This is a genomic window from Paenibacillus sp. ALE3 (genome assembly GCF_054113405.1).
This window is the reverse complement of sequence record NZ_CM134214.1, coordinates 1,168,083-1,189,679: the sequence shown is the minus strand read 5'-3', so window position 1 is coordinate 1,189,679 and position 21,597 is coordinate 1,168,083. Positions and strand designations below refer to the sequence as shown.

Here is a 21,597-nt window from a genome sequence, read left to right as displayed (position 1 = left end):
TTTTTATATTTTTATATTTTTACAAATATCGAAATTAAGACTAAAAAAAATTATGTGATCAGGAACGGGGCATATTTCTGTGCTGCTTCCACATCCAAACTGTAATAAATAAACGTCCCCTCTTTACGGTATGTGAGCAGCCCCGACTCTGCCATTTGCTTCAGATGGTGCGATAGCGTTGAAATAGCTACACTGTTCAGCTTCTCGCCCAGCACAGAGCAGCATTGGTCACTTTCCTCTTTTAACAGAAGTGCTATCTTGAGACGAGTCGGTTCTCCAAGTGCTTTATATATTTTTACAGCTTGCTGCATCTCTGTTGTATCTTTCACCCTGTTCGTCTCCCTTCAGTTCCAGCCTTAATTTCGATGTTTGTCGAAATTAAGTTAACACAAACTTTGGTAAAAGTAAACCCGTTATGGTAAAGTCACATCTTTTTTGAACTCTATAGTGTGAATAATGGTCTTTCTCATACTTATAATAAAATAATCCCCCATCCATAAAGATAGAGGACCAAACAATCTAAATGCAAAGATGAACTACGGATTTCATTTCATGGTGTTAATTCGGACTTGCCGTGGGTCTGACAATGATTTCATTCACATCTACATCTGTAGGCTGCTCCATGGCATACACAATGGAACGAGCAATGGCATCCGGCGAAATTGAAATACGGCGGTATTCTTTCATTCCCTGCCGGGCCTCTTCATCAGAAATACTGTCGGCAAGCTCGGATTCAGTTACTCCCGGTGATACCAGTGTTACACGAATATTTCCTCCAACCTCCATACGCAATCCTTCGGAAATGGCCCGAACTGCATACTTCGTTGCGCAGTATACTGCTGCAGTCGGAGTTACACTATACGCGCCAATAGAGGCAATATTGATAAACTGACCAAATCCTTGCTTTTTCATAATGGGAAGCCCTGCCGCGATCCCATGCAGAACGCCTCGTATATTAACATCAATCATGCGGTCCCATTCTTCTACCTTCAGGGCTTCCAATTTTGAAAGAGGCATCACTCCCGCATTGTTCACAATGACATCCACACGTCCAAATCGTTTTTCAGTATACTTAATGAACGCTTCCATCTGCTCCCTTTGGGTCACATCCAGTTGCAGATAATCAGCGGATCCCCCTTTTGAACGAATTTCGGAGGTAAGAACCTCCAATCGTTCTGTGCGTCTGGCCCCTAATACCACATGAGCCCCATGTTGAGCAAGTAAACGAGCAGTAGCTTCACCGATTCCACTGCTTGCCCCTGTAATAGCTGCGACTTTCCCTTTAATATTTAACATGCTTGTTCCTCCTTTAGTTTAAAATGTTACTGAAAAACGATAAGTTACCCACATCCCTATATAGGGATACTGAGAAGCGTGTACACTTTTTTCCGCTTTGTTGCTCTCCATGACTATTTCACTCCTTTGCACTTTTATTTTTCTTAATTGCTCATTAGGTGTTGTATCTGCATCTTATTATGAGAGGAATGTCCATCGGGCTGGTAGAAGAATCAGAGCAAATTATTGCCTAATCCTCCAAATACACTTAATATGAATTCAAATCGATATCGAAAAACAAAGCGCATCTTAAAGTGAATTGTCCACTGAAGAGTGAAGATTAGCTACGTTGTGAAAAAGGGAGGGTCCTAGTGAAAGCAACCGAAATTGAGAGTTCTACTACGGAAAAGCAAGCAGAATTGCCCAGTCTCATAGAACAATTTACAAGTCACGACGGAGTTCACGCTACAGATATCCCTTCACTTTACTTCGTCCGAAGTTCGAATACCACCGTTCCGATTTATCAGGTTCATGAACCCGCCTTATGCATTGTGGCTCAGGGGAGAAAAGTTGTGATACTCGCAGAGGAAAGTTACTATTACGGCACATCCGACTACCTTGTGGTTTCGGTGGATTTACCAATTTCCGGACAGGTGATACAATCCTCAGCAGAAGCCCCGTACTTGTGCCTCCGGCTCAATTTTGATCCGCATCAGGTTTTGGATCTCATCAAGGAGTCTACTTTTCCTACTACCTCAATACCTGATTCCAGACGAGGCTTGTATGTAAGTCAAACCAACTCCCTACTGCTGGATGCCGTGGTAAGGCTCGTACATCTTTTGGAAAGACCGCAGGATATTCCGGTGCTGGCTCCATTAGTCATTCGTGAGATATTGTATAGGATTTTACAGGGGAAGCAGGGGGAATCCTTAAAACAACTGGTCATGACTGGCAGCCATTTAAGCCGGATCGCAGAAGTCATAAAGCGAATTAAACAAGATTATGATAAGCCGTTGCGAATTGAGGAATTGTCCCAACTGGCTAGTATGAGTCCTTCGTCGCTACATCGTCATTTTAAAGAGGTTACGACTATGAGCCCCATGCAATATCAAAAACAATTACGTCTGCAAGAAGCTCGTCGCCTGTTGTTATCTGAATCAGCAGATGCGGCAGATGTCGGTTTTCAGGTAGGCTACGAGAGTCCCTCTCAATTCAGTCGTGAATACGCTCGCTTGTTCGGCCTGCCTCCAATTCGTGATACCAAGCGCTTGCGTGTAGACCAGGATCACCTCCAATCATAATCGCAGGATGTAAAAACAGCACAAAAAAGCTGCCTCGGGTAGAGAAGCAGCTTTTCATTTTATATACTTCGAGGCAAAGCTCATCACTCATTCAGCATCAATAGGGATTATCCAGCTTGGCGAACAGAGCACGAATAACATCCTTCTCTGCCGTAGTAAGCTGTTGCCCAGCCTGCCATTGTTGAATCTCTTTCTTGACTTCCTTGGGGTCTCTATAGCTGAGAGCATACCCGATGCCCCCTATACCATGTACACGGTTGGTTTTGTCCATATTTGCCAATGCTCGGATCATCGCAGCTTTGTCCCTTGTAAACAAATCTCCCATAAGTGCATCATAGCTTTCAGTCAGCGCTCCATCCAAGCCAGCAGTGCCCTTGATCACATTGGGGAAACTTTCCGAAGGAATCAAAGCACGCTGCTTATACAAATATTCGATAATTTCCATGCTTTGATGTTCACTGATTTCGTTCATCTTCCTCCAATCAATACCTGCCAATTGGTCCGTAATGTGACGTACCTTTACTTCATCCTTGAGAGAGGAATCCTTATAAAAGGACAGCACAAGCTCCTCTTTACTTTGCTGGGCACGCTGCGTACTGACTGCGCTATGCTTAGACACCTCATTGCTTGCTTCAGACGGCGCCGCAGGGTCAGCATGGGGAGTACACCCTATGATTACAGCCAGCAAAAGTATAGTACAAGCTACAGAAACAAACACGCTACCTTTTGACACGAATCCACTCTCCTATCCATATCTATTACTCCTGCAGCCATTCATCCATGGTTATAACGGAATAGGGTTCAGAGCTAGACTTATCTTCTACTCGTCACGCCCAACCGTAGGCTTACGGATCACAGAGACGCTGGATTCCCTGACGATCAAACGAGGCTCGAACTGTACACGCTCATAATCTCCCACGGTCTGGTCCTGAATTCGCTTAAGCAGCAGTTCCGCAGCCAGGCGTGCCACCTCTTCCCCCATGATAGAAACTGAGCTGATCTGTGGGGTCGTTACGGTCGCCCACAAATTGTTGTCAATACCAACCACTGCAACCTCTTGTGGTACTTTTACACCCAAATCCTTAAAGCGGTTTACGATTCCTATGGCCACCATATCATTAACTGCATAAATGGCATCCGGCATATTTTTCAAGCTGTAAAAATAATCGGCTGCCCGCAGCCCAGTTTCAAAGGAAAAATCATCGCCAAAATACACAAGCGAAGGGTCCACGTGCTGGAGAGACTGCTCGTAAGCAAAGTATCTCTCTTCGATTTTGTCCTTCGCCGCACCTGCATAAGCAATTCTCGTTCTCCCGATTTTAAGCAAATGCTCCATCACAAGTCTTCCCTCTTGCCGGGCCAAACTGACGATATCCGCCTTAACGTCTTCACCCAGCTTCTTACCATAGTTAATAATCGACACCGGAACGCTGGCTTTATTAATCAGGTCTACCAGCATTTTAGGATATGCCAGCGGCATAATGATAAGTCCGTCTACATGCAGCTTCTTAACCTCACGCACCGTTTCAAGCTCCATTCTGGCATTCCCGGCCGTATTGATCTGCACGACACGATAACCGTGCTGCTTGGCAGCCTGTTCTACAGACCAAGCAATCTCTGGAATGATCGCGTTCCGAATATCCGGTACAGCCAGCGCAATTTGCCGTGTCTGCCGCACCTTTAGACTTTGAGCTGAGGTATTGGGCGTAAAGCCCATTTCTTCAATCACTTGCAAAATAAATGCTTTCGTCTTGGGGCTGATGCCCTCACTATCATTAATAGCCCTAGAGACAGTCGCAATACCAACCCCTGCCCGCTTGGCTACATCCTCTATGGTTACTTTCTTTTGCTCTGACACACCCAAAATCCTTTCACGCTCGGAATCGTTTTCTATCTATGCACATAAACTCTCTAATATAGATATTATACCACAGAATAGTTCTCTAAAAATTGAATTCGTTTTCTTCTAGCCTCTGCTTCACTTGCAAAATTCGCAAAAATTCTTTTGTACTAAGCAATGAGTCAAATATAGCGCCATAGTCACAAGTGATTATATTCACAAAAAAATCAAGTGCTTTTTGCATTAATTTGGTTTGACAATGTGTAAAAATTGTGACATATTATTTTTCGGAAACGTTTCCTAATTCATTCACTTTTATAGCGGCAATGATCATATAATCATCAAGGAGATGACAAAACATGCAAGCATTGAGATGGCATGGAGTAAAAGATTTACGTTTGGAAAACATTGAGCAGCCCGCTGCTCTTCCCGGAAAAGTAAAAATCAAAGTCGAATGGTGTGGTATTTGCGGAAGTGATCTTCACGAATATGTAGCAGGACCGATCTTCATTCCTGAAAATGCTCAGCATCCATTGACTGGTGAAAAGGCTCCAGTTGTGATGGGACACGAATTTTCTGGACAAGTCGTTGAAATCGGTGAAGGCGTAACCAAAATTCAGGTTGGCGACCGTGTAGTCGTAGAACCTGTGTTTGCATGTGGGGAATGTGATGCATGTAAACAAGGTAAATATAACCTGTGCGATAAAATGGGCTTCCTCGGTTTGGCAGGCGGCGGCGGTGGATTTTCCGAATATGTGGCAGCTGACGAGCACATGGTTCACAAAATTCCAGAAAGCGTATCTTTCGAGCAAGGCGCTTTGGTAGAGCCTTCGGCTGTTGCTTTGTATGCTGTACGTCAAAGCCAATTGAAAGTCGGCGATAAAGCTGTCGTATTTGGCGCTGGTCCTATCGGCTTGCTCGTAATTGAAGCGTTGAAAGCTTCAGGCGCATCCGAGATTTATGCAGTAGAGCTTTCCGAAGAGCGTAAAGCTAAAGCTGAAGAGCTGGGTGCTATCGTGCTTGATCCTAAAACTTATGATGTTGTGGAAGAGCTGCACAAACGGACCAACGGTGGCGTAGATGTAGCCTATGAAGTCACTGGAGTACCTCCTGTGCTGACTCAAGCGATTGAATCCACTAAAATCAGCGGACAAATCATGATCGTCAGCATTTTTGAAAAAGAAGCTCCGATCAAACCAAACAATATTGTCATGAAAGAACGCAATCTGACTGGTATTATCGGCTACCGTGATGTATTCCCGGCTGTCATCAGCTTGATGGAAAAAGGATATTTCCCTGCTGACAAACTTGTGACCAAACGTATTAAGCTCGAAGAAGTGATCGAGCAAGGTTTTGAAGGTCTCCTGAAAGAGAAAAATCAGGTTAAAATCCTGGTATCTCCGCAATCCTAATATCGAATATAAACCAGATGTCTGCCCTTTGCAGGCATCTTTTTATATAAAAAAACGCTCTTCTTCCTGCGACATACTGTCGTCAAGATGAGCAGCGTTTTTTGATTACCGTTTTGCTTATTTCATTACATTTTTCAGAACATCGTCAATCATTTGACTGTTTGCGATTGTACCTGTATACAACCAGCTGGAATCCTTACCAAAATCGTATACGTGCCCTTCTTTAACTGCCGGTATTCCTGCCCAGACTGGATCTTTAATAATCTCATCCTTGCTCACTTTTTTGCTGTTCACGATAAAGATATAATCAGCGTCCAGCTCAGCTAGTTTTTCCAGGGATAAGTTGCTCCAGTTCGCCTTGGCTGTTTTGGAAATCTCCTGTACGACCTGTGGAATCTTAAATCCCAAATCCTTGTACAATACATCACCGCTGGATAGATTCTGGTTCACCACATATACGTTTTTATCCGTTACCCACAATGCCGCAGCGGTTTTTTGTCCTACCTTCTGACTTAGCTTGGCTTTCGCTTCTGCTGCTTTTTTGTCGTAATCGCTCAATGCCTGCTTCGCTTCACTGCTCTTATTCAGCACCTCACCCACGGTCAGCAGCTCTTGGCGCCAATCATTATTCATATTACTACCTACAACATAGGTCGGAGCAATTTTGGAGTATTGATCATATTTGTCACCTTCGACCATACTCGCACTGTCCATAATGATCAGATCAGGTTTGAAGTTCAGAACCGCCTCGAACGGAAGATCTGAAGCGATCGCAGGAACATCCTTCAATTCTTTTTGCAGGTAAGCTTGAACTGAATTTTTACCTACCGACCATTGGGCTACCGGTTTAACACCCAACGCTACCAGATGATCCTCAAGATAAGAAGCGAGCACACGCTGAGGCTGAGCCGGAACCTTCACCTCATGCCCAAGTGCATCCTTCAGCACCCTTTCCTGTGATGTTGGTTCCGCTGATGTATTATTGTTCCCTTGCGAAGCGCCATCGGTTGCCGCAGGACTGGATGAGTCTGAGCATGCGCTCAGCAGCAGGGTAAAACTAAGCAATAAAATAAATGCCATGGAATGCTTTGCGTTTCTATTCATTCGTAAAATCCCTTCATCATGATTTTGATAATGATTATTATCCTCAATAACAGTATGCAGGGCGCCACTTTTCGAATCAATGGAACATTCAGACATGCTTGATGGATTATCCAGACGCATATTACTAATAAAAGCAGATGAATATAAGCTGTCCCGATAATGAACCGGGGATACACCAGTATGTTTTTTGAATGCCCGGCTAAAGAAATACACATCCGGATACCCCACACTCACAGCAATATCCTGTAAAGTGGCATCCGTCTTCCGCAAAAGCTCCTTCGCCTTGTCCATCCGTAATTGAATCAGATACATAATCGGGCTGCAATCCGTTTGTTTTTTAAATAATCGGGTCAGGTGTCGCGGGCTGCATTCCAATAATCCGGCCAGACGTTCCAGTGTGATGGATTCCGCATAATGAGCCTGCATAAATCGAATTGTCTGTGCCACGACATCCCGCGTGGAAGTCCGAGCCTGCGGCTCCTGCCATTGACGCATACATTCATATGCAAAATCATAGAACCGACCCTGAGCCTGAATCTTCGATAACGTCTCTTGATCCTGCCAGGCGTCCGCCAGTAGTTGCAGCTTTTGATATAGTATAACCGGATAGGACGGTCTGAAACCATAAGCTATCGAAGGATGATTATACACCGTGTTTCCCGAAAAAGAGTTTGCTTTATATAGTACAAGAATATATTCGATCCCGCATGACGCGGGCTTTATGCTCAGTTCAAAACCTTTGCTGCCATGCAGTACATACCCTGAATGGGATTCATCCTCCCAATCACCAGCCAAGCGTACGCTACCTTGTAGCATAAACACAAAAGCATGGGCTGGAAGACGATACGATTGAACCGGCTCTTCCGCTTCCAGTCGAATGTGCCGGACATCCATGACACGGATCGACGAATGAAGCCATACGGACAGCAGCTTGTTCAGCTCATCAGCTTCATGCCCCTTGCTCATCCCGGTATGGGAACCTGTCTGCTTTTGCCGATCCTGCTTCACGTATCCAAGCCTCCGCTTCTTAAATATCATACTTTTTTTCAAACCAACCTCATTATATATCATAAAGACAGAATGATATCATAATACAACAATCGTCAACGATATCATTCTGCCTCTGTTCACCAGTTTGTCCCCTATCTATGTCATTCTTCCTACCAGATCCTATTTCTTTCATTTCCTAATTGGATATTTTCATGTAGTATAAGTCTAATTGAAGTAACCCTGCTTGGGCTATGCTGAAGCTATACACTATGATGAAGGAGGATTTCATATTGAAATCAAATGAAGCAACTTTACACAAAAAGCTTCGACCACGGCATATTACCTTTATGGCTATGGGTGGAGTCATCGGGACGGGGATTTTTAAAGGAAGTACCGAAACGATTAGCTTGGCAGGACCTGGAGTTATTTTGTCCTATGTCTTTGCAGGACTTCTGCTCCTGGTCGTTATGGGAGCGATTGCCGAGATGGCGACGGTCTACCCCAACATGAATATGAAGGATTTTATTCGTAAGGCTTTTGGAGAGCGACTTTCCTTTATTATCGGCTGGTTGTATTGCTTCATGTGGCTGGCCGTCTGTGTCATTGAGGTCATTGCTGCTGGAAGCTTTCTGCAATATTGGTTGCCAGATGTTCCTCTATGGCTCCTCAGTTTAGCAAGTGCGGCTTTCATTATTGTCGTCAACATGCTGAGTGTCGGCGGTTTAGGGGAGCTGGAATTTTGGCTGGCGGGTATTAAGATCGCCATGATTATTATCTTTATCGCCTTGGGTGGCTGTATACTATTCGGAATTATTCCCACTGAAACTCCACCTTATCTGAGCAACTACGCGCAGCACGGCGGGTTTCTCCCCAATGGCTGGCTGGCTATCTTTTCGGCGTTGCTGGTCGTTACCTTTTCTTACGGAGGGTCTGAGCTGATCGGATTGACGTTGACGGAGACTGAAAATCCAGAAAAGGTACTGCCTAAAGTGGTTAAAAGTTTTATTCTTCGCGTTGTTTTGTTCTATACGCTGCCAATTCTTATTATTTGTGGCTTGATTCCCTGGAACCAATTGGATGCAAGTACCAGCCCGTTTGTACAGGTATTGTCTTCTGTAGGGCTTCAAGGCTCAGCTCATGTCATGAACTTTATTCTGATCACTGCTGTACTGTCTGCCGCCAATTCGGGAATTTACGGGGCTACACGCATGCTCCATTCGCTGGCGATTAATGGAGAAGGTCCCAAGTCACTCGCGCGCCTGTCTTCAAATGGAGTTCCGGTGAACAGTCTCAAACTGTGCGCAGTCATCCTGATTGTTGGCTCCATGGTCGCATACGTCGCTCAGGACGGGCTGTTCCGTATTTTGATGGCTGTACCTGGCTTTGTCGTACTGCTTGTCTGGAGCTGTATCTGCCTGTCCCAATTGAAACTGCGCAAATCTTATCCAGTAGAGCCTACTTTCAAGATATGGGGATACCCTTATATAACGGCGGTAACAGTGGGATGCCTATGGGTCATTGCCTTCCTGTTCTTGATTGACCCGCAAAATCGGATCAGTATCAGCGTATGCGTGGCGTTCATGGCATTTTTGATCATCTGGTCTTTGGTGAAGTTCCGGAGAAAGCAGGCTTAAACAGCTCATGATTCAATCGTATCTGTTTCCAGTTTCATATGCTTTTCTAGCCTTCCCTGTTGCTGCGTTACTGTTTACACTACCATTTCTCATCGTGCAATATCGCAGACATGGCTATATTCACAAGGCTAGAGCGTGGTTGCTTTACTTGATGCTGTTATACTTGATGAACGCCTTCTTTTTGGTCATACTACCGCTTCCAGCATCGCGTCATAATGCAGCCTTGGCCGGGGGAGCGTTGCAATTGATGCCCTTGCAGTTCGTGCAAGACATTATAAGAGAAACATCCGTTTCACCTGCTCATCCCTCCAGTTATGTTCATTTGCTGAAGGAGCGTGCTTTTCTGCAAGTGGTTTTTAACGTGATGATGACCATGCCTTTCGGTATGTTCTTACGTTATTATTTCCGTGCACGATGGAGATGGTGTCTCATTCTGTCCTTCACCTTGTCCCTCTTCTTTGAGGTGACACAGCTGACAGGATTGTATGGATTTTTTGACCATGCGTATCGTGTGTTTGACGTGGATGATCTGATGGCTAACACATTGGGCGGTATGCTGGGCTTTCTGCTCGGCGAATGGTTCTCACGCTTCCTTCCCCGTTTGGAACATCTGGACAAGCACTTGGACATTACGACCAAACGGGTGTCCTATACAAGACGAGGAGTAGCCTTTTTAGTGGATTCTATCCTTTGGACGGGGTTGCTCGGCATTATGGAGTCCATGCATGTGTCTGCTGCTTTCTGGGTTTCCAGCGGGATATACTTTATGGTGGTTCCTTACCTAACGAATGGACGAACTCCAGGGAAGTGGCTGGTACGCATTCATCTTACAGGGAGAGGAAAAAGAGTTTCCCTGTGGGAGCTCATTAAGCGCTACAGTCTCTTGTATTGGTTGTATTTTGGACTGAATTACGTACTAGGTGGATCTGTACTGGGATCTCATCTGTCTCCTTGGATAAATGTTTTGATCAGTCTTGTGCTGTTGGTGATAAACGGATGGTTCTTTTTCCATCTGGTCATACGCCTATTCAAGAAAGGCCTGTTATTTTATGAGGAGCTTAGCCATACTTCGCACCAGATTATATGGCCCAAGCGCTACCATCCTACTCAGAATGACCCCGCTGACCCAACACAGACGTCGGGAGCGAATATAGTACAAAAATAACCAGAAGATCGACACGTCATCAAGCCCCGGATTTGCATTGCATCCAGGCAAATAGAAAAACAGGCGGAGCAAAGGGATGTCCTTAGCTCTGCCTGTTTTTTTATGATGCGTATATTTTATGTTGCGTATAGATGTTAACTCAACTTATTTCCACTGTGCAATTTGATCAATTGGTAGACGTGTGGACGGATGACCCTCGTTGATTCCTTTACCCATCGAAATGAGCATAACAGGGACATAACGATCTTTGTCCATACCAAAGGCTTCAGCAATTTGATCCTTTTCATAACCGCCGATAGCGTTAGTGTCGTAGCCATGAGCACGTGCCACCAGCATAAGCTGCATGGACACCAATCCACCGTCGATCAGGACCGTTTCTCTGTTCACCACTGGATCAAGGGCAGCAAAATGGGCTGTTACCTTTTCCTGTTGCATTTCTTTAATGTCTTGTGGCATATAGCCCAGTTCTACAGCTTCTCCGAAGATTTGTTCGAAATTATCAAAGTTGTTCAGATCCCCAAACACAGCGATCACGGCCGAAGAGGTCTCCACTTGACGTTGGTTGAAACGAGCCAATGGTGCCAGGGTTGCTTTACCTTCCGGGCTGTCAATCACAAGGAAACGCCAAGGTTGCAGATTAATGGATGATGGTGCACGTGTAGCTTCCGTCAAAATCTCAGTCATTTCCTCGCGGCTGATCTTCACGGACGGATCGTATACTTTTACCGAACGGCGTCCCAATGCGATTTCTTTAAAATCATTCGTTTTTACAATATTGGATGTATTCGTATTACTCATTCCAATCTCTCCTTTGTTCCTCTGTGGGTAAATGTAAAATTACAATGTTGTCAGTCCATACTGGATATATGACTATTCATCACTTGCAGCATATCAGCTAGCTGCTGCCGCTGGGTCTCGTCGAAGCTCTGTAGCAGCTGAGCTACAAACTGCGAGCGCTCCTGCTTAAAGATGACAATACGCGCACGCCCATAATCGGTTAGGCTTACCAAGGTAACCCTGTTGTCCTCTGGCTTCGTGCGTCGTGTGACCATTCCTGTCGCTTCCAGTTGCTTCAAATGACGCGTAACGGCTGCAGCGTCAATGCCAACCTCTTTTTGCAGCAGCGTTTGACTAATCTCCTCCACTTGATACAGCTTGCATAATAGCTGCAATCTGGATGCGCTGATCCCTGCACATCGCTCAAACTTGGAGCTAATCTGCTTGTTCAGCAGCAACAGCATATCAAAAATATACTCAGCTTCGGATGGTGTCTGGGTGATATCAATCTCTCCTCCCTTTAGCATATCGCTGGGTCTCGTGATTCAACCTTTGATCCATCAATTATTGATCTATCAAGTAATATACATCCTCTTTAACAATAAATCAAGTCCCTGAAAAAAATAAAGTGCCTCATTCCAAATAAAAGCTGAGCGACTCCCACGGAGCCGCTCAGCTTCAAGTTTGCTTTTATTAGCTAGGTTATTTCATTGTACAGTTGAGAAAAGGAATTGTAGCGTTCAATTAGATAATTCCGTGAGACAGCATGGCATCAGCTACACGCACAAATCCGGCGATGTTCGCTCCGACCACCAGATTGCCTGGCACGCCGTATTCCTCAGCCGCCTTCACACTGTTAGCATAGATATTTTTCATAATATCATGTAGTTTGGCATCCACTTCTTCAAAGGTCCATGACAGGCGCATGCTGTTCTGCGACATTTCGAGCGCCGAGACTGCTACTCCGCCTGCATTAGCAGCTTTGGCTGGTCCAAACAGAACTCTGTTCTCCAAAAATACTTCAATAGCCTGTAGCGAGGACGGCATATTCGCACCTTCACCTATAGCTTTTACGCCATTGCTTACCAGCAACTGTGCTGCTTGCTCGTCAATTTCATTCTGTGTTGCACATGGCAATGCGATGTCACATGGAATTGACCAGATACCTGAGCAGCCCTCTGTATAGATTGCGCCTGGACGCTCTTTCGTATACTCACTAATTCGCAGACGATTCACTTCTTTAAGCTGTTTCACCAGCTTGAGATCAATACCGTCTGGATCATAGACATAACCATTCGAGTCACTACATGCCACGACTGTAGCACCGAGCTGCTGTGCTTTTTCAATCGCATAAATAGATACGTTGCCCGAGCCCGACACAACGACACGTTGTCCTTCAAAGGACAAGCCCTGAGCTTGCAGCATCTCGTTTACAAAATACACACAGCCGTAGCCAGTTGCTTCCGTACGTGTGAGACTACCTCCATAATGAATCCCTTTACCCGTCAGGACGCCGCCTTCATGTCCTCCGCGAATCCGCTTGTATTGGCCGAACATGTATCCGATCTCACGGCCGCCTACACCAATATCCCCTGCCGGAACGTCGGCATCTGGGCCGATATATTTATACAGCTCCGTCATAAAGCTTTGTGTGAAACGCATCACTTCGTTATCTGATTTACCTTTGGGATCAAAATCCGAACCGCCTTTACCACCACCGATAGGAAGACCCGTCAACGCATTTTTGAAAATTTGCTCAAAACCCAAAAATTTGACGATACCCAGGTACACAGATGGATGGAAGCGAAGTCCACCTTTATAAGGACCAATCGCACTGTTAAACTGTACGCGGAAGCCACGGTTGACCTGTACATTGCCTGCATCGTCCACCCAAGGTACACGGAAGGTAATGACACGCTCTGGCTCCACTAGCCGTTCCAACAGCCCCTGCTGCATATACTTAGGATGCTTAGCCAATACCGGAATTAGCGAATCCAATATTTCCTTGACGGCCTGATGGAATTCATTCTCATGAGGATTGCGCGCGATAACCTGCTCAAAAACGGACTGCACATATTCGGCTGCTGCTTGTTGACTCTGCTCTGGACGGATCATGGTCATTATTTAATACACCCCTTTTATAATTAGCCCCTCTGTTAAATGACGGAATGACTTTATTCTGCACCTTTGAGAGTGGATCTTTATGTATTCATAAAATTTAGTTAACTATACATGATTTTTTATATAAATACATCCAATTTCCCTATAAAAGATTTTTGTATCCTTCATTAAATAACTCTATGAATCTACCATTGCCTGTTATATTCCTAAAGCCAAATCCCTTGATTCACGGGCTTTTTTCACGATTTTCAAAGGTCTAACACCTTACTCTATATGGCATTATAATGTGAACAAATTGAAACTAAAACATACATCATATCTGGAAAATATGGATATAAAAAAGGAGGCTAGCGCATAGGGCGCAGCCTCTTTCCCATCCGTAAGAATGTAACAACTCACCATTACGAAAATATTCTGTTACACATAAAAGGCTTCAAGCTGACGCACAATTTCGGCCTCGTCATGCTCGACTACCTGCTGATGCTGCGGCTTGGCGAACAATTGTTCAATTTGCGCCGGGAACTCCTGCTTAATGTCCACCAGACGGATCGCCTCATCGAATTTGGCCGGATGTGCTGTTGCGAAGGTCACACATACTTCGTCCGCGCCATTATACGCCTCATACGCGGCAATACCGCAAGCTGTATGCGGGTCGAGCAAATAATCGTATTCAGCCTTGTATTTCTTGATTAGCTCCAGACACTGCTCATTCGAAGCACCAAGCGCCTCAAAATCCTGCTGGACACGCTTTAAATCCTCTGCCCCGATCACAATCCGTCCCTCAGTTTTGAGGTTATTCATGTATTCAGATACCTTGGCTGCGTTCTCTCCGAGGAAGTAGTACAGATATCTTTCGAAATTGCTTGCCACCTGAATGTCCATGGAAGGACTGTATGTGCTCTTGAAGTCGCCCGGCTGGTATTCGCCTGTCTTCACGAAGCGCTCCAAAATATTATTTTCGTTCGTGGCAATGATCAGCTTATGGATTGGCAGACCCATTTTCTTCGCAAGAAAGCCGGAAAAAATATTGCCAAAGTTGCCGGAAGGCACACTGACATTGATCTTCTTCGTACCCGCAGATTCCTGCGCCCGGAAATAAGCATAGAAATAATATACCGTTTGCGCCAAAATACGCACAAAGTTAATCGAATTAATCGCCCGCAGATGATGTTTGGCTTTGAAGTCCAAATCAGCAAACAGGTCCTTAATCACTTTTTGGCAATCGTCAAAGTTCCCTTTTACAGATAGATTCAACACGTTCTCATCATCTACCGTCGTCATTTGCAGTTCTTGTACCTTGCTCACTTTTTGATGCGGATGCAAAATACAGATTTTGATGCCTTCCTTGCCTCGTACGCCTTGAATGGCTGCTGCCCCGGTATCGCCAGAGGTTGCACCCAAAATATGAATGATCTCATTCTGTTTTTTGGACACGTAGGAGTAAAACTCACCCATAAACTGCAGCGCCACATCCTTGAACGCGAACGTAGGCCCATGGAATAGCTCCAAAATAGACAGGGAATCGTTGATCTTCTTCACTGGCGTAACTTCCGGATGACGGAAGCTCGCATAGCTGCGCTCCACCAGTTGTTCCAAATCTTCACGAGGAATCTCATCATTGATATACAGCGCAAAAACTTCCAGCAGCAGCTCTCTGTAGCTCAATGTCGCCCATTGCTCCAGCGTACCTGCCGACACCGTCGGAATCTGCTCCGGTACCATCAGACCTCCATCGTCAGCTAACCCCATGAGCACGGTATCAATAAATCCCTTGGCTTCTACTCGACCTCTAGTGCTTATATATCTCATATACATCCCCCAATAAAAATTCAATTCGAACCTTTTTTCGAATATATTATTGTCTATAATACCCTGTCGCGGTGCTGTAACCAAGCCTTTTTTTCATATTTCAAAGACTTTCTCCTACTTTACCATACCCTGATGCATCAGGCATCTGTCATCGCCAGGCAATTAGAACGTCAGGAACAGGCCGTAAGTGTGAAAAAAGCAGGCTGCTCCAGCCATTAGGAACCTGAAATCGAGAGTGCAGCCAGCTTGAGCGAAGGAGATGTGCAGCTTCCCGTAAAACGCAAATCGTTGCCAACTTCCTCTACCTGCTGTAGCACGTCAAAGAAGTTGCCCGATACCGTAATCTGATTGACTGCTCTGACCACTTGCCCTTGCTCAATCCAGTAGCCCAGACAAGCTAGCGAAAAATTACCAGACGCCGTATTCGTACCCGCATGCAGCCCTTGGAGTTCGACGATCATCAGCCCACGATCCATCTTGCGAATCATGTCCTCCAACGTAGACGTGCCTGGATCCACGTACAGATTATGATACGACACCCCAATTTTACCGTTATAGCTGCCCTTGGAAGCATGAGAGGTACTCTGCACCCCAGCCTTGCGAGCCGTCTTGCGGTTATGGAAATACGTCCGTAGTTCTCCATTCTTGATGATCTCGTTACGATGCGTTGCGCTACCCTCGGCGTCAAACGTGCTGCCTGCCGGAACGTTTTCCATCAGCGGATCATCAATCAGCGTAATACGTTCGCTTGCCACCTTTTGCCCCAGTTTCCCAGCCAAGCGTGAAAAGCCTTTATCCACTGACTCCGCTGAAAATACCGACGTATACGCAGCCAGCAATTGCGCTGCTGCATCATGACGGAAGATGACCGGATAGTTATCCGATTGGATGGTGTGCGCACCCAGCTTGGAAACGGCCTCTTTTACGGCTTTATGCGCCACATCCGCAATATCGATCTCCTCCACGCTCCGCAGCGAATAATCATGCCAGCCCCCGGTAACGGTCTCGCCATGGTCTGCTGCAATCACATACACATAAGCGGTCGCTAGGCTTTTACGACGATGGCAGTGTAACCCTTTGGTATTCACAATCAGGACTTCATTTTCACGAATGCTGACTGAACAATGCCGAGCCATCACAATCCGTGGGTCTGCGGCAAGCGCTGTACGCTCCATTTCCAGCGCCGCTTCGATCAGAATCTCAGGAACTGTGTCAGCAAGCGTTGAGGCATAAGCAGGCTGCTCAGGATAGCTCTCAGAGCCCGCAAACAGCTCATCCTGCTCCTCGCTCTCCAATATGTCCGCGTTGCTGCGTGCTTCTTCCAATAAGAAGTCGATCACATCCGGTTCCAGCTTTTCCGTAGAGGCATAGCCCATTTTCCCGTTAATGACACCACGGAAGGAAAGTCCACCGTTTTCAACGATGGTATATTGATCTATTTCTCCCTTCAGTACCTTCACTGAGGTAGAACGTCCATTTACATAGTAGATTTCCATATCCGCATAGCCGATTTCCCGGCCTTTCGCAAACAATGCTTCCTGAAATTGCTGAATATTCATCGCCTATTCCCCCTTCCGTCCGCCAACGGTCATTTCGGACACACGAATCGTCGGCTGTCCGCAGTTGACCGGAAGACTTCCACTGACCGAGCCGCACATCCCCTGACCATGATCCAGATTGTTGCCGACCCTATCAATATTTTGCAGGGTTTCAATGCCTTTGCCGATTAGTGTTGCGCCTTTGACCGGCTCGGCAATTTTGCCGTTGCGAATCATGTATGCCTCTTCGACTGCAAAATTAAACTCGCTCGTCGAGGTGTTCACCGAACCACCGCCCAGCGATTTGGCATAGATCCCGTACTCCGTATTGGCAATGATCTCTTCACGGGTAGACTCGCCATTTGCAATAAACGTATTGTTCATACGGGATGCAGGCGCGAATTTATAGGACTGTCTACGTCCCGATCCTGTCGCAGGTACACCCATCTGGCGCGAACCCATGCGGTCGATCAGATATCCTTTTAAAATGCCGTTCTCGATCAATACGTTGCGCTGTGTCGGCGCTCCTTCATCATCGATATTGAGCGAGCCCCACGCATTCGGAATCGTTCCATCGTCTATAGCCGTGACAAGCGGTGAAGCCACCTGCTGCCCGATCTTATTCGCAAACACGGAGGTTCCATGAGCCACCGCCGTAGATTCCAGCCCGTGTCCACACGCCTCGTGAAAAAGAACGCCACCGAAGCCGTTCTCAATCACGACGGGCAGTCTGCCACTAGGCGCATATCCCGCTTTGACCATCGTGGTCGCAATACGAGCGGCGTGTCTCGCATTTTCTTCGATATTCAGATTCTCCAAGAATTCAGTCCCTGCATACGCTCCCGGCCCACGGAACCCGGATTGTCTATGCTCCCCATCAGTCGCAATCGCGCTTATTCTCATGCGTGTATACGTGCGGGTATCCTCCACCAGTAGCCCGTTGCTATTGGCGATCAGCACGTTTTGGATTGAGTTACTGATCCCAATGGAAGTCTGCGTGATGGAAGGATCGTATTGGCTTGCTGCCTCATGCGCCCGTCTCATCATGTCAATCTTGGCGCGTTTCTGTGAAGCGTCAGGAATGATCGCAATCGGGTGGTGGTTAGGAATCGCATGGGGATGGAGTGTAGTGATGTGTGTACCTGGCACTCCACCGCCGCGAATGGCCGTGGCAGCCGATTTGGCCAGTCGAATCAGGCTCTGTTCGCTCATATCACTGGTGTAGGCATACACCGAGAAATGCTCCTTCATGATCCGAATGCCAATCCCAAAATCCCGGCCTGATAATGCCGTATCCACGACTCCCCCGGTCATGCCCAGTTGTCCATTGGTGCGGTCCTCGACGAACACCTCTGCAAAATCCCCGCCCGTCTCCAGCGCGGCTTGCAGCATATCCTGAATCTGTGTTGGATGTATCATCACGTTCCTCCTCGTTTTTGCCATGTTTCATATTGTACGGCTAAGCGTTCCTGATTATATGCGGGTTCATGTTTATTTCCCATAACTTTACTATACATGATGTTGGGAGTGGGTGTAACTATTTGGGTGGCGGTGTTGGGAGGGGCGTGAAGATTTATGCGCGGGGATGGAGGGATTGAAATGAAAAAACCTGATCAGACCTTGAAAGGTCATGTCAGGTTAGCTTGAGTTGCTTGATTACTGGTTGGATTGAGCACGTATGTGCATGTAAGGACGCTACGTGGACGGATCATTCTTCCGATCGCTCCGCTTCTTCAGAACGATTCCGTCCCCTCCACTGCTATGCTTAGGTTTGCTTCATTTTGTTTCAATCTCTAACTGATTAGTTAAAATACTTTTCTCTAAACGGATATAGTACAAAACATGGTTTAGTTCAATTTCCGTTGAGTGTAAATAATAAGCCGCTTCCTTAACTGAATCCATGCTCAACGCTCCTGCTTTGGCAGCAATAATGTTAAACGCATCTCCAAGTAATTTAATACAAGTTTGAATCCTCGCTGTGTATTGCTTTTCAAGTTCTACTAACTTTTCATACTCTGCTACCATGTCACTCTGAGAAGTCAAAATATTCCCCACCTTTTGGTACGTGTATGAGTACCAGTTTTACAAAAATTATATGTTACGTTTATGCGTATCATCAAGAAAAATTTGTAAAATAAGGTGGGAACCCTAATGGCAAAGAAAGTAATTGTGAAAATAAACGAAATTACGAGAAAACATAATATTTCCTTGAGAGAACTCTCACGTTTATCTGATGTACGACACGCTGCTCTAAGCGAACTTCAATCTGGGAAACGTGAGAGCATCAATTTTAATCATATCGAAAGAATAGCCGAAGCTATGAACATTGAAGATATTCGGGAAATTATTGATCTGGTTGAGATAAAGGAGAACTAAAGAATTAAATGTTTTTAAACAGGAGCCATTTACTTAGTCCTAGTATAAATGACAAAAAAGTAAGACTATATAAATGGCCTGTTAAGCATAAGTAGAAGCTATTTATTGAGAAACTGCTTTTTGAAATCCTATTAAATAGTAGCTTGCGGTAATAGTAATCGTGAAAAAGTGAAGCCTTGAATCGAATACAAGTATCAGCAACCCATAACACTATTTAGCCAAATCTACAGTAGCATATTTTTGTAGCTTTGGTCTAAGTTGCTTCCAATTTTTTTTAATTACTCTATTATAATAAGCGATATCATAATCTTCTAAAGAATCGAAATTTTTATTTCCATTTATTTTGATAAAGTATTCATTAGCTTTCAATAAGGAATCGGTTGAGATTTCTTGTAAATAATCGTGATTTATCATATTTGGAAACACAATTCTTAAATTTTCTTCCATACAATCTACAGCTAATATACTTCTTATTAATGTCGGAAGATAGTTAGAAGTATGAGTATTAAATATACTTTTAGGAGTACCTTGATCCATAAGTAGGAACAAAAGATGAATAGAGGAAACGAACATTCTAATAAAGGTGGCGAAATCGTCAATATAGTTTGAAATAAATTTGTCTTGCGTTGTTAGTAGTAAAGTTCTTACAAGTTGGGCAATGGCAAAAGCGTCCGCATCCATTTCAATTGTTTGAAGGTCTAAAGTAGGTATGATATTCGAGTAATCTTCCCTTATCGGATCTATCATCTTTAATGAAGTAATAGAATGGATATATCCCAGATGACCATTTATGTGATGACCTGCTTCATGATTAATAATGAATTTGATTGCAAACATTGCCATGTATTCCGCTATAATTATCCTTTCTCTGTTTAATGGATAACTATAATTGTAAGAATACGGTATAGATTCATCATTATAAGTATAAATGTTCTGTATATTAATGTGGTCTTTAGATAAATGATCTAAAGATTCAATAATAGAAAAATTCGATAGTATATTATAAAACAATGTATAAATTCTAAGTATTGTTCCAACATTTAAGCTAATCACTGATTTATTTTTTTCATACGATGCAGATCCGTTAATTGAAAATTTCTCTACATATTCAAATACTAAACCATTAGGGAATGGATAATGTTCATTAATATAATTTGTATAAGATTTGTAGTAATCAAATGCTATCATTTCTTTCCTTTCAAAGTCTTCTAGAGAGTATTTGGAGACTTGTCCAAATAAGAATAATTTTTTAATTTTACTTCCCATTTAATCATCTCTTCCTCCCGAAATACTACGATCAAACTCACTAAAAACTTTTTGTACTATGTTAGTCTCAAAATTTTCTTTCCTACAATATTTATTGTTTAGCAATAAATAAGGAATAGTTATACCAAATTCGTTCAAATAAACCAAAATTTCATAACATATAATAGCGCCATTTTGAATATTTAATTGCTTTAAAGTTTGATCTTCTGATCCACTACCTAAAAAATAATCAACATTATCAATTTTCAGAACCTCTGTAATTTCAGAATCATCAACAATTTGTTCTGAATAATGTTTAGTAAGATTCATTCTAGCTCTTAAGAGGATAATCAAATCCCTCACTGTATAATGTAAAGACACAGTTAATTCATATAGAGTGTCATGTTTTTTAGTATAAAAAAGTACATTAATATTATTACCTTTTAGAAGCAAACTTTGAAGATAATTTTTTTTATGTTTAGGTAAGTTAATTTGTGTGTTGAAATGATTAACAATACTCGTTTCAGGAATTCTTAACACGGTATTAAAATGGTGTTTTATCAAGGAATAGTATTTCTCACATAAGCCAATCCAGTAATCTTTGTCTCTTATTTCAACACCAGAATAGATATTTTTCAATTGATTTATTTGTGATCCAGTTAAATTAATATTCGTACAAATGACATACTTTTCCCAAAGTAATTCATCTTTTATTTTTAGAGCAGCTTCTAGAGAATCTTTGGCTTTTTTTATATTAAACTTTCCGCTATCTTGAATAACACATTTGCATTGATAAGCTATTTTTTCCTCCTCATAATAAAGGTCTACTCCAGACTCCGGAGGTGATCTTCTAAGAATATTATTTGTCCCCTTCTCAAGCTTTAGCAATTTCAAACAAATATTTTCCCACATATCAGAGAAATTATTTTCTTCAGGTATATTTAAAAACGGTGGATGTAAACGGAACATTATCATGAGTATCCCCTAAGTATAAGAATAATTTTTAATTA

At 44.0% G+C, this 21,597-nt stretch carries 19 protein-coding genes; 5 read left to right on the top strand and 14 right to left on the bottom strand.

The features are described from left to right. Nucleotides 1-50: 50 nt before the first annotated feature. On the bottom strand, nt 51-329 hold the full coding sequence (locus ACXHJ2_RS05385; RefSeq protein ID WP_013311367.1) for an ArsR/SmtB family transcription factor: 279 nt from the start codon (nt 327-329) through the stop codon (nt 51-53). 229 nt (nt 330-558) lie between these two features. Next, nucleotides 559-1,296, bottom strand: coding sequence for an SDR family oxidoreductase (locus ACXHJ2_RS05380; protein ID WP_040103170.1), 738 nt, complete (start codon nt 1,294-1,296; stop codon nt 559-561). Between the two features lie 350 nt (nt 1,297-1,646). Between ACXHJ2_RS05380 and ACXHJ2_RS05375 the strand changes: the two genes are divergently transcribed. After that, nucleotides 1,647-2,576: an AraC family transcriptional regulator gene (locus tag ACXHJ2_RS05375; RefSeq protein ID WP_165081866.1), complete on the top strand. Its 930-nt coding sequence runs from the start codon at nt 1,647-1,649 to the stop codon at nt 2,574-2,576. A gap of 97 nt (nt 2,577-2,673) precedes the next feature. On the opposite strand, the gene ACXHJ2_RS05370 is transcribed toward ACXHJ2_RS05375, so the two are convergent. Both ACXHJ2_RS05370 and ACXHJ2_RS05365 read right to left on the bottom strand, forming a co-directional pair. Further along, entirely contained in the window at nt 2,674-3,309 is a 636-nt protein-coding gene (locus ACXHJ2_RS05370) for a hypothetical protein (RefSeq protein ID WP_165081864.1), read from the bottom strand. Between the two features lie 87 nt (nt 3,310-3,396). Next, nucleotides 3,397-4,434, bottom strand: coding sequence for a LacI family DNA-binding transcriptional regulator (locus tag ACXHJ2_RS05365; protein ID WP_013372419.1), 1,038 nt, complete (start codon nt 4,432-4,434; stop codon nt 3,397-3,399). A 341-nt stretch (nt 4,435-4,775) separates the two neighbouring features. Here ACXHJ2_RS05365 and ACXHJ2_RS05360 point away from each other — a divergent pair, with 341 nt between their 5' ends. Continuing rightward, on the top strand, nt 4,776-5,828 hold the full coding sequence (locus ACXHJ2_RS05360; protein ID WP_090738590.1) for a 2,3-butanediol dehydrogenase: 1,053 nt from the start codon (nt 4,776-4,778) through the stop codon (nt 5,826-5,828). A gap of 117 nt (nt 5,829-5,945) precedes the next feature. Here ACXHJ2_RS05360 and ACXHJ2_RS05355 read toward each other — a convergent pair whose 3' ends face one another. Further along, entirely contained in the window at nt 5,946-7,940 is a 1,995-nt protein-coding gene (locus tag ACXHJ2_RS05355) for an AraC family transcriptional regulator (RefSeq protein ID WP_185156519.1), read from the bottom strand. A 272-nt stretch (nt 7,941-8,212) separates the two neighbouring features. Between ACXHJ2_RS05355 and ACXHJ2_RS05350 the strand changes: the two genes are divergently transcribed. Both ACXHJ2_RS05350 and ACXHJ2_RS05345 read left to right on the top strand, forming a co-directional pair. Then, complete coding sequence (locus tag ACXHJ2_RS05350; protein WP_013372423.1) at nt 8,213-9,556, top strand: amino acid permease; 1,344 nt, start codon at nt 8,213-8,215, stop codon at nt 9,554-9,556. Nucleotides 9,557-9,563: 7 nt separating this feature from the next. Then, nucleotides 9,564-10,721, top strand: coding sequence for a VanZ family protein (locus ACXHJ2_RS05345; protein WP_165081862.1), 1,158 nt, complete (start codon nt 9,564-9,566; stop codon nt 10,719-10,721). A 144-nt stretch (nt 10,722-10,865) separates the two neighbouring features. On the opposite strand, the gene ACXHJ2_RS05340 is transcribed toward ACXHJ2_RS05345, so the two are convergent. The 7 genes from ACXHJ2_RS05340 to ACXHJ2_RS05310 all read right to left on the bottom strand — a co-directional run bounded on the left by ACXHJ2_RS05340 (nt 10,866) and on the right by ACXHJ2_RS05310 (nt 19,009). Next, nucleotides 10,866-11,519, bottom strand: a complete 654-nt coding sequence (locus tag ACXHJ2_RS05340; protein ID WP_016821829.1) for a nitroreductase family protein — start codon at nt 11,517-11,519, stop codon at nt 10,866-10,868. A gap of 50 nt (nt 11,520-11,569) precedes the next feature. Next, entirely contained in the window at nt 11,570-11,962 is a 393-nt protein-coding gene (locus tag ACXHJ2_RS05335) for a MarR family winged helix-turn-helix transcriptional regulator (protein ID WP_165082050.1), read from the bottom strand. A gap of 280 nt (nt 11,963-12,242) precedes the next feature. Next, the gene (gdhA, locus tag ACXHJ2_RS05330; protein ID WP_165081860.1) at nt 12,243-13,619 is read right to left on the bottom strand and encodes an NADP-specific glutamate dehydrogenase; all 1,377 of its coding nucleotides are present in this window, start codon (nt 13,617-13,619) and stop codon (nt 12,243-12,245) included. Between the two features lie 417 nt (nt 13,620-14,036). After that, nucleotides 14,037-15,428: a threonine synthase gene (gene thrC / locus ACXHJ2_RS05325; RefSeq protein ID WP_165081858.1), complete on the bottom strand. Its 1,392-nt coding sequence runs from the start codon at nt 15,426-15,428 to the stop codon at nt 14,037-14,039. Between the two features lie 215 nt (nt 15,429-15,643). Then, nucleotides 15,644-16,987, bottom strand: a complete 1,344-nt coding sequence (locus tag ACXHJ2_RS05320; protein WP_165081856.1) for a TldD/PmbA family protein — start codon at nt 16,985-16,987, stop codon at nt 15,644-15,646. A 3-nt stretch (nt 16,988-16,990) separates the two neighbouring features. Next, entirely contained in the window at nt 16,991-18,385 is a 1,395-nt protein-coding gene (locus ACXHJ2_RS05315; RefSeq protein WP_165081854.1) for a TldD/PmbA family protein, read from the bottom strand. A gap of 357 nt (nt 18,386-18,742) precedes the next feature. Continuing rightward, nucleotides 18,743-19,009, bottom strand: coding sequence for a hypothetical protein (locus ACXHJ2_RS05310; RefSeq protein ID WP_052452895.1), 267 nt, complete (start codon nt 19,007-19,009; stop codon nt 18,743-18,745). Between the two features lie 108 nt (nt 19,010-19,117). Between ACXHJ2_RS05310 and ACXHJ2_RS05305 the strand changes: the two genes are divergently transcribed. Continuing rightward, a complete protein-coding gene (locus ACXHJ2_RS05305) occupies nt 19,118-19,342 on the top strand; it encodes a helix-turn-helix domain-containing protein (RefSeq protein ID WP_165081852.1) in 225 nt (74 codons plus the stop codon). 210 nt (nt 19,343-19,552) lie between these two features. Here the strand turns inward: ACXHJ2_RS05305 and ACXHJ2_RS05300 are convergent, their stop codons facing one another. After that, complete coding sequence (locus tag ACXHJ2_RS05300) at nt 19,553-20,608, bottom strand: hypothetical protein (RefSeq protein ID WP_165081850.1); 1,056 nt, start codon at nt 20,606-20,608, stop codon at nt 19,553-19,555. After that, nucleotides 20,609-21,556, bottom strand: coding sequence for a hypothetical protein (locus tag ACXHJ2_RS05295; RefSeq protein ID WP_165081848.1), 948 nt, complete (start codon nt 21,554-21,556; stop codon nt 20,609-20,611). It lies immediately after the preceding gene. Nucleotides 21,557-21,597 lie beyond the last annotated feature (41 nt).